Origin of the sequence: Micromonospora sp. NPDC005220 (genome assembly GCF_040607895.1) — a bacterium.
In the GTDB taxonomy this organism is placed as follows: Bacteria; Actinomycetota; Actinomycetes; order Mycobacteriales; family Micromonosporaceae; genus Micromonospora.
Map to the genome: position 1 here is coordinate 62931 of NZ_JBEXHP010000023.1, position 6677 is coordinate 69607.

A 6677-nucleotide genomic window follows, 5' to 3' on the forward strand; every position below is an offset into this window, starting at 1 on the left:
CGTGACCCTTCCCGCTGGTTGGACAACGCGCCGGCCCACCCTCGACGACGTGCCGGCGATCCTCGCGGTGGTGCACGCCGCCGACACCTTCGCCATCGGCCATCCCGACTTCGACGCCGAGGACGTCGCGGCGTCGCTGACCGCCCCCCACTTCGACCCGACCCGGGACTCCTGGCTGGCGATCGACCCGGACGACACCGTGGTCGGCTGGGCGACGGTGGACAACCCGACCGGGGTGGGCCGGGAGTTCGTGGAGGTCTACGTCGACCCGGTACGGGCCGCCGCCGTCCGCACGCCGTTGCTGGTCCGCCAACTGGACCGGGTCGCCGAGCGCGCCGCCGAGCGGGGGCTGCCGTCGCTCACCGCCCGCTGCGCGGTCTTCGCCCCGGAGCGGGACTGGGAACACTCCCTGCGCGCGCTCGGGTTCACCCTCGTCAAGCGGTACGTCCGAATGAGCCGGCCGCTGGACGACCTGCCCGACGAGCCGGCTGGTCCGCCGGCCGTGACGGTGCGGCCGGTCCGCCCGGACGACGAGACCGACCTGGTGGAGTTCCACCGGATCTACCAGGCCGCCTTCGGTGACACCCCGGACCACGAGCCGCTGTCGTACCAGCGGTGGCGGGCCAGGATCGGCGACCTGACCGCCTGGGACGAGTGGTTCCTCGCCGAGGTGGACGGGGTGCCGGTCGGCGCGTTGCAGTCCTCGGATCAGGCGCTCGACCAGAATTCGGGCTGGGTGAAGAGTGTGTCGGTGCTGTCCGCGTACCGTCGTCGCGGGGTGGGTGCGGCGCTGCTGCGCCGAGCCTTCGCCCGCTACGCCGAGAAGGGGCGGAAGGTGGCCGGCCTGGGCGTCGACCTCACCAACCCGACCGCCCCGCTGTCGCTCTACCGGTCGGTGGGCCTGCGGGAAACCCACTGGACCGACATGTACGAGCTTTCCGTCCCGGCCGCCGGTGTGTGATTGACGACCCCGGCCCGGCCCGACCGGCGCTCCGGTCGACAGCGGTAGCAGACTGGCGGCGTGCGATACGCGCTGCTACGCCGAGGCGGTGCCGGTGGGGCGGGCCCGCAGTTCGGTGACGTAGTCGTCCGGGGCGCCCGCCTTCTCGGCGGCGTTCGCGATCTCCGACAGATACCACGAGGTCGGCAGGCCACCCTCGTACCCGTCGAAGACGTAGATCCACGCGGTCACGTCGCCGTCGAGGGTGGAGACCCGGACGTGCAGCTTGCGGTACGTGCCGGCGGTCACCCCCTCGATCTCGTCGAGCTGGCCCGCGTCGTACGGGTGGATGTCGTAGAGCGCCACGAAGACCCGGTCACCGGGAGACTCGACAACGGTGCTCACCGCACCCTCCCAGCCGATCACGTCCGCCCCCGCGAAGGTCAGCCGCCAGCCCTCCAGCCAGCCGGTGCCCACCATCGGCGAATGTGGGCAGTAGGCGCGCATTCGGGCGGGGTCGAGATTTGAGCCGTAGGCGGCGTGATGACGCACGGCGATGACGATATCCCGGACGACGGGTAGGGGAGAATACGACAGTGCGTGTCGAATGCGCTCGGGAGAAGAAAGTCACTGTGGGTATGGACGAAGGGCGAACGCTGTGAGCCGGATCGTGATCATCGGTGGGGGGCCGGCCGGGTACGAGGCGGCACTGGTCGCCGCCCAGCTGGACGCCGATGTCACAGTGGTGGAGGCCGATGGTGCCGGCGGCGCCTGCGTGCTCTCCGACTGCGTACCGTCAAAGACCTTCATCGCCAGCTCCGGGGTGGTCACCGGGTACCGCGACACCGAGGAGTTCGGGGTCCACTCGGACGGCCTGGAAGCGGTCACCGTCGACGCGCGGGCGGTGCACGAGCGGGTCAAGCGGCTGGCCCTGGCGCAGTCCGCTGACATCCACGCCAAGCTGCTGAAGGCGGGGGTCACCTTCGTGGCCGGCACCGCCCGGCTCGGCGAGGACTCCCTCGGGCACACCCACCGGGTCGTCGTCAGCCCCGCCGACGGTGGAGAGGAATACTCGATCGACGCGTCCACAGTGCTGGTGGCCACCGGCTCGACCCCCCGCCAGCTGCCCACCGCCGTACCGGACGGTGAGCGCATCCTGACCTGGCGACAGGTGTACGACCTGCCGGAGCTGCCCGAGCACCTGATCGTGGTCGGGTCCGGCGTGACCGGGGCGGAGTTCGCCAGCGCGTACCTGGCGATGGGGGTGGAGGTGACCCTGGTCTCCAGCCGGGACCGGGTGATGCCGCACGAGGACGCCGACGCCGCCTCCGCCATTGAGCGGGTGTTCCGCAACCGGGGCATGGAGATCCTCAACAACTCCCGGGCCGACGCGGTCCGGCGTACCGCCGACGGCGTCGAGGTGGAGCTCTCCGACGGCCGTAAGGTGACCGGTTCGCACGCGCTGATCACCGTCGGTTCGATCCCGAACACGGCCGATCTGGGCCTGGCCGAGTACGGGGTGGAGCTGGGCCGGGGCGGTTACGTGACAGTCGACCGGGCTTCCCGCACCAACGTGCCCGGCATCTACGCCGCCGGCGACTGCACGGGCGTGCTGCTGCTGGCCAGCGTCGCCGCCATGCAGGGCCGGATCGCCATGTGGCACGCGCTCGGCGAGGCGGTCCGCCCGCTGCGGCTGCGTACCGTGGCGGCGAACGTCTTCACCGATCCGGAGCTGGCCACCGTGGGTGTCTCGCAGGACGAGGTGGACGCGGGCAAGGTGCCGGCCCGGCAGGTGATGCTGCCGCTGTCCGGCAACGCCCGGGCCAAGATGGACGACCTCTCCGACGGTTTCGTGAAGCTGTTCTGCCGTCCGGCCAGCGGCCAGGTGATCGGCGGTGTGGTGGTCGCTCCGAAGGCCAGTGAGCTGATCCTGCCCATCACCATGGCGGTGGAGAACAACCTCACCGTCAACGAGCTGGCCCAGACCATCACCATCTACCCGAGCCTCTCCGGCTCGATCACCGAAGCGGCCCGCCAGCTCATGCTGCACGAACTGGAGTGACCCGGCCCTCCTCGTCGATCATGGACTTGTGGTGGCCGTTCCACGCCGCCACACCCCTTTTGTGAGGCACCACAACTCCATGATCGGCGCGTGCGGGCCGGGTCTGGATCATCGCTACCGTGGCCAGGACGGCTACCTCGGTGAGGATGAGGAGGCGTTCGGCCAGGCCGATGAGCATCCGGTCGCCGGGGTAGGCGGACCAGATCATCGCCGCCGCCAGGGCCAGGCTCAGCAGGACCAGGGCGCGTAGCGTCCGGGCGGCGGACGTCAGGTCGGGTCGACGGGCGAGCAACCAACCGGCCGCCGGCAGCGCCAGGAAGGCGATCACCGACGCGTACCGGTGCAGGTAGGCGGCGGTGGTCATGGCGGTGCCCGGCTCGTTCGTGGGCACCACGGCGGCCAGCAGCAGCCCACCCACCCAGACGCCGAGCAGCAGCTCGGCCGTTGGGCCGGAGTGCGATCGGGGTGGGCCGGCGCGGCGCAGTCCGTACAGCAGCGCCACGGTGGCGAGCGCGAGCACCACCATGGCGACGTCGATGACGCCGCCCCGGTCGGAGACCGCGAAGTCGCTGATGGTGAGCGCCCACGGGTTGAGGTCGTCGTTGACTTCGAGGTGGCCGATCACGGTGAGCAACGCCGCCAGGGCGATCCCGCCCAGGGCCAGCAGGCCGGTACTCCGGGTAACAGGCATGCCTCAGCCTGTCGCCGCGGACACCCCAGCCGAATCCGGGACAGCCACCGAAATCGTCCCCCGGGACCACCCCTAGAGGCCGGCCGGGGCATTCGGCCGTCACGTCCTCCAGCGACCCGTCGATCTCCGACCGGCGCGACGGCCTTCGCCAGGTCAGGCGACGTTCAGCTGGATGTTCCCAATGCGGGCGACGACGTCGAGATGACCGCCCAAGCCGGTGACGTAGGCGCGGAGTGATTCCAGGCTGGTGTGCTCGCCATTCTCAATCTGGCTGATCCTCGCCTGCGTCAGCCCGGCCGCCTCGGCAAGTTGGACCTGAGTCATCCCCAGGTGCTTTCGGATCTCTGCCAGCTGTGCCCCACTGACCGAAGCCAACATCTGCTCGCGGTGCTGGGCCCGCCGGGAGACCCGGTCCGGATCTTCCCAGGACGGATCGAGCGCGCGGGCCTTCGCCTTCACGTCCTGCCAGTCAGCTCCACCGGTCATCTCTGTGTTTCCCTCAGCCTGGAGAGGTGCTCCTGAAACCCGGGCCGCAACTCCTTCATGTGGTGGAAGCTGCTGCCCTTGAGGCGGTCAACCAGGGGACGCCCGAGCGCCGGCCCGTGTTCGGCGAGGAGGTCGACGGCCTCGCTGATGAGGTCGGCGCTGGCGGGATCCGTCTTGCAGAGGTTGAGGAACCACTCCTCGACCTCGGGATGAAGTTTGACGTCCCACATTCGGTCAATATAAGTGCAGCTTATACCCGCAGGTCTTACGACACTCAGTCGATGGGGACGTCGACTGCGGCGATGGCGGCGGCGGCGCGGGCGTGCCGGGCGCTGACCACTGTCATCGCCCAACCGGCTGCGGCGAACCCGGCCGCCGCGGCGGTGGCGATGATGGCCAGCCGCCAGGCCGACTCGGTCAGTGCGGTGCCGCCCAGGTGCCCGACCAGGGCGCCGTAGGTGGCCCAACCCAGCGCGGCGACGGCCTCGTAGAGCACGAACAGGCGGTACGGGTAGCGACTGCGCCCGGCCGAGAAGCAGGCCGCCATCCGACCGCCGGGCACGAACCGGCAGAGCAGGATGACCAGTGGCCCGGGTTGTCGCAGCCCCTGGGTGACCCGGCTGGCCACCCGGCGGGCGCGGCTCAGCTCGGCGTGCCGGGGTTGCCGCCGGTCCGGCGCGCTCCGCCCGAGCAGGTAGCAGGCCAGGTCGCCGGCGAACACGCCGAGCGTGCCGACGGCGATGGTGATCGGAAGGCTGAGCCCGCCGTAGACGGTGAGCGCACCACTGGTGATCATGACGATCTGGGTGGGAATCACCGGCACGAAGGCGTCCGCGATCAGCAGCGCGAGCAGCACCAGGTACGCCCACGTCGGCGACGCGATGTCAGTCAGAAGTTCGGGCACGCCTGCCACCTCGCCGGATGTGGCCGATTGGGTGTCTTGAGCCTGACGTCGTGTCCGGCGTCACGGTGGAGGGCCCCGGCCCGTCGTGACCGTCGACACGACTGGGCCACCCAGCTACAACGAGGCTGATTGCTGCCAGGTGACGGGTTTGGCGGCTGTTCCACCCGTCCGAGGCGGGCGGCGGAACGGCGTTCGTCGGCGTACCGTTGTCGGCGCGGCCACGCCCGTCGGGTCCCCCGTTCCTGACGATTCGGCCGCCTGGGCCGCCGGCGGGTCCCGCGCCGGCGGCCCACCCCTGCGCCGCAAATCCGGGTGCATCCCCGATCATCGGGCGAGTACGGTCGCGGTATGCGCAGCGCGGTAGTGATGACCACGACGCCGGGTATCCCCGGCGCGCCGCTCTGACGTAACCACCGTCGACCAGGCCCCGGGGCGATCCGCCCCCGAGGGCAGCGCGCCGAACGGAGCTCAGGTCGCCTCCGGGTCGTACCCGATCCAGGAGCCCGACATGATCGACCACCGTAGGCTCGGCCGCGAGCTGGACCTCTTCGTCTCCGATCCGCTGGCCGGCGCCGGCCTGCCGATCTGGTTGCCGGCCGGCGCCGCCGCCCGGCACGCCGTCGAGGAGTACGTCCGGGAGTTGGAGCGCCGCTCCGGCCACCAGCACGTCTACTCGCCGCCGCTGGGCAAGCGGGAACTCTTCGAACTCTCCGGCCATCTCGGTTACTTCGCCGACGACATGTTCCCGCCGATGAGGCTGAGCGCCGACGACGAGTTCGTGCTCCGGCCGGCGCTCTGCCCGCACCACGCGTTGGTCTTCCGGGCGCGCGGCCGCTCCTACCGGGAGCTGCCGTTGCGGATCGCCGAGCTGGGCGGGATGTACCGCTCGGAGCGCTCCGGCGTGCTCGGCGGGCTGTCCCGGGTGCGCGCCATTTCGCTCAACGACGCGCACACCTTCTGCGCGCCGGGGCAGGTGGGCGCGGAGGTCGTCGAGATCCTCGGGCTGATCCGTGCCGCGCACGCCGCGCTCGGCGTCCGCCCGGCCGGGTTCCGGCTGTCGCTGCGCGGGCCGGGCGAGAAGTACGTCGGCGACGACGCGCAGTGGGCCCGCGCCGAGGAGCTGCTGCGCGAGGCGCTGGCCGGCGTGGAGTACGTCGAGGCGCCGGGGGAGGCCGCCTTCTACGGTCCGAAGATCGACATTCAGATCGTCGACGCCGCCGGCCGGGAGTCGACCATCTCCACCATCCAACTCGACTTCGACAAGCCGGAACGGTTCGACCTGTCGTACACCGACTCGGACGGCAGCCGGCGTCGCCCGGTCATGGTGCACCGCAGCCTGGTCGGCAGCATGGAGCGGCTGTTCGCGTACCTCATCGAGGTGCACGAGGGGGCGTTCCCGGCCTGGTACGCGCCCGTCCAGCTGGTGCTGCTGCCGGTCGACGAGGGCCAGGTCGACGCGGCGGCCGACCTGGCCCGGCGGGCGGGCGACGCCGGCCTGCGGGTCGATGTCGACGCCGCCGGCTCGCTGGGCGCCCGGGTCCGGGACGCGGCTCGCCGCCGCGTCCCGTACCTCGGGGTGTTGGGTGCCCGGGAG

At 71.1% G+C, this 6677-nt stretch carries 8 protein-coding genes; 3 read left to right on the forward strand and 5 right to left on the reverse strand.

Features of this window, described 5'->3' with window-relative positions:
* The first annotated feature begins 1 nt into the window (after position 1).
* Positions 2 to 961 (forward strand): GNAT family N-acetyltransferase, encoded by a 960-nt coding sequence (locus tag ABZU52_RS12860; protein WP_354971216.1) that lies wholly within the window; start codon positions 2 to 4, stop codon positions 959 to 961.
* A gap of 75 nt (positions 962 to 1036) precedes the next feature.
* On the opposite strand, the gene ABZU52_RS12865 is transcribed toward ABZU52_RS12860, so the two are convergent.
* On the reverse strand, positions 1037 to 1492 hold the full coding sequence (locus ABZU52_RS12865) for a gamma-glutamylcyclotransferase (RefSeq protein ID WP_354971217.1): 456 nt from the start codon (positions 1490 to 1492) through the stop codon (positions 1037 to 1039).
* Positions 1493 to 1598: 106 nt separating this feature from the next.
* On the opposite strand from ABZU52_RS12865, the gene ABZU52_RS12870 reads away from it, so the two are divergent.
* Entirely contained in the window at positions 1599 to 3002 is a 1404-nt protein-coding gene (locus tag ABZU52_RS12870) for an NAD(P)H-quinone dehydrogenase (RefSeq protein ID WP_354971218.1), read from the forward strand.
* On the opposite strand, the gene ABZU52_RS12875 is transcribed toward ABZU52_RS12870, so the two are convergent.
* From ABZU52_RS12875 to ABZU52_RS12890, 4 genes are all read right to left on the reverse strand, one after another.
* Entirely contained in the window at positions 2980 to 3693 is a 714-nt protein-coding gene (locus ABZU52_RS12875) for a DUF998 domain-containing protein (RefSeq protein WP_354971219.1), read from the reverse strand. The genes ABZU52_RS12870 and ABZU52_RS12875 overlap by 23 nt on opposite strands.
* Positions 3694 to 3846: 153 nt before the next feature.
* The gene (locus ABZU52_RS12880; protein ID WP_354971220.1) at positions 3847 to 4179 is read right to left on the reverse strand and encodes a helix-turn-helix transcriptional regulator; all 333 of its coding nucleotides are present in this window, start codon (positions 4177 to 4179) and stop codon (positions 3847 to 3849) included.
* A complete protein-coding gene (locus ABZU52_RS12885; RefSeq protein ID WP_354971221.1) occupies positions 4176 to 4409 on the reverse strand; it encodes a type II toxin-antitoxin system RelE/ParE family toxin in 234 nt (77 codons plus the stop codon). The genes ABZU52_RS12880 and ABZU52_RS12885 overlap by 4 nt, the downstream gene beginning before the upstream one ends.
* 44 nt (positions 4410 to 4453) lie before the next feature.
* Positions 4454 to 5083, reverse strand: a complete 630-nt coding sequence (locus ABZU52_RS12890) for a DedA family protein (RefSeq protein WP_354971222.1) — start codon at positions 5081 to 5083, stop codon at positions 4454 to 4456.
* 508 nt (positions 5084 to 5591) lie between these two features.
* On the opposite strand from ABZU52_RS12890, the gene thrS reads away from it, so the two are divergent.
* Positions 5592 to 6677: threonine--tRNA ligase (gene thrS / locus ABZU52_RS12895; RefSeq protein ID WP_354971223.1), on the forward strand; the 1086-nt coding region annotated here is incomplete at its 3' end.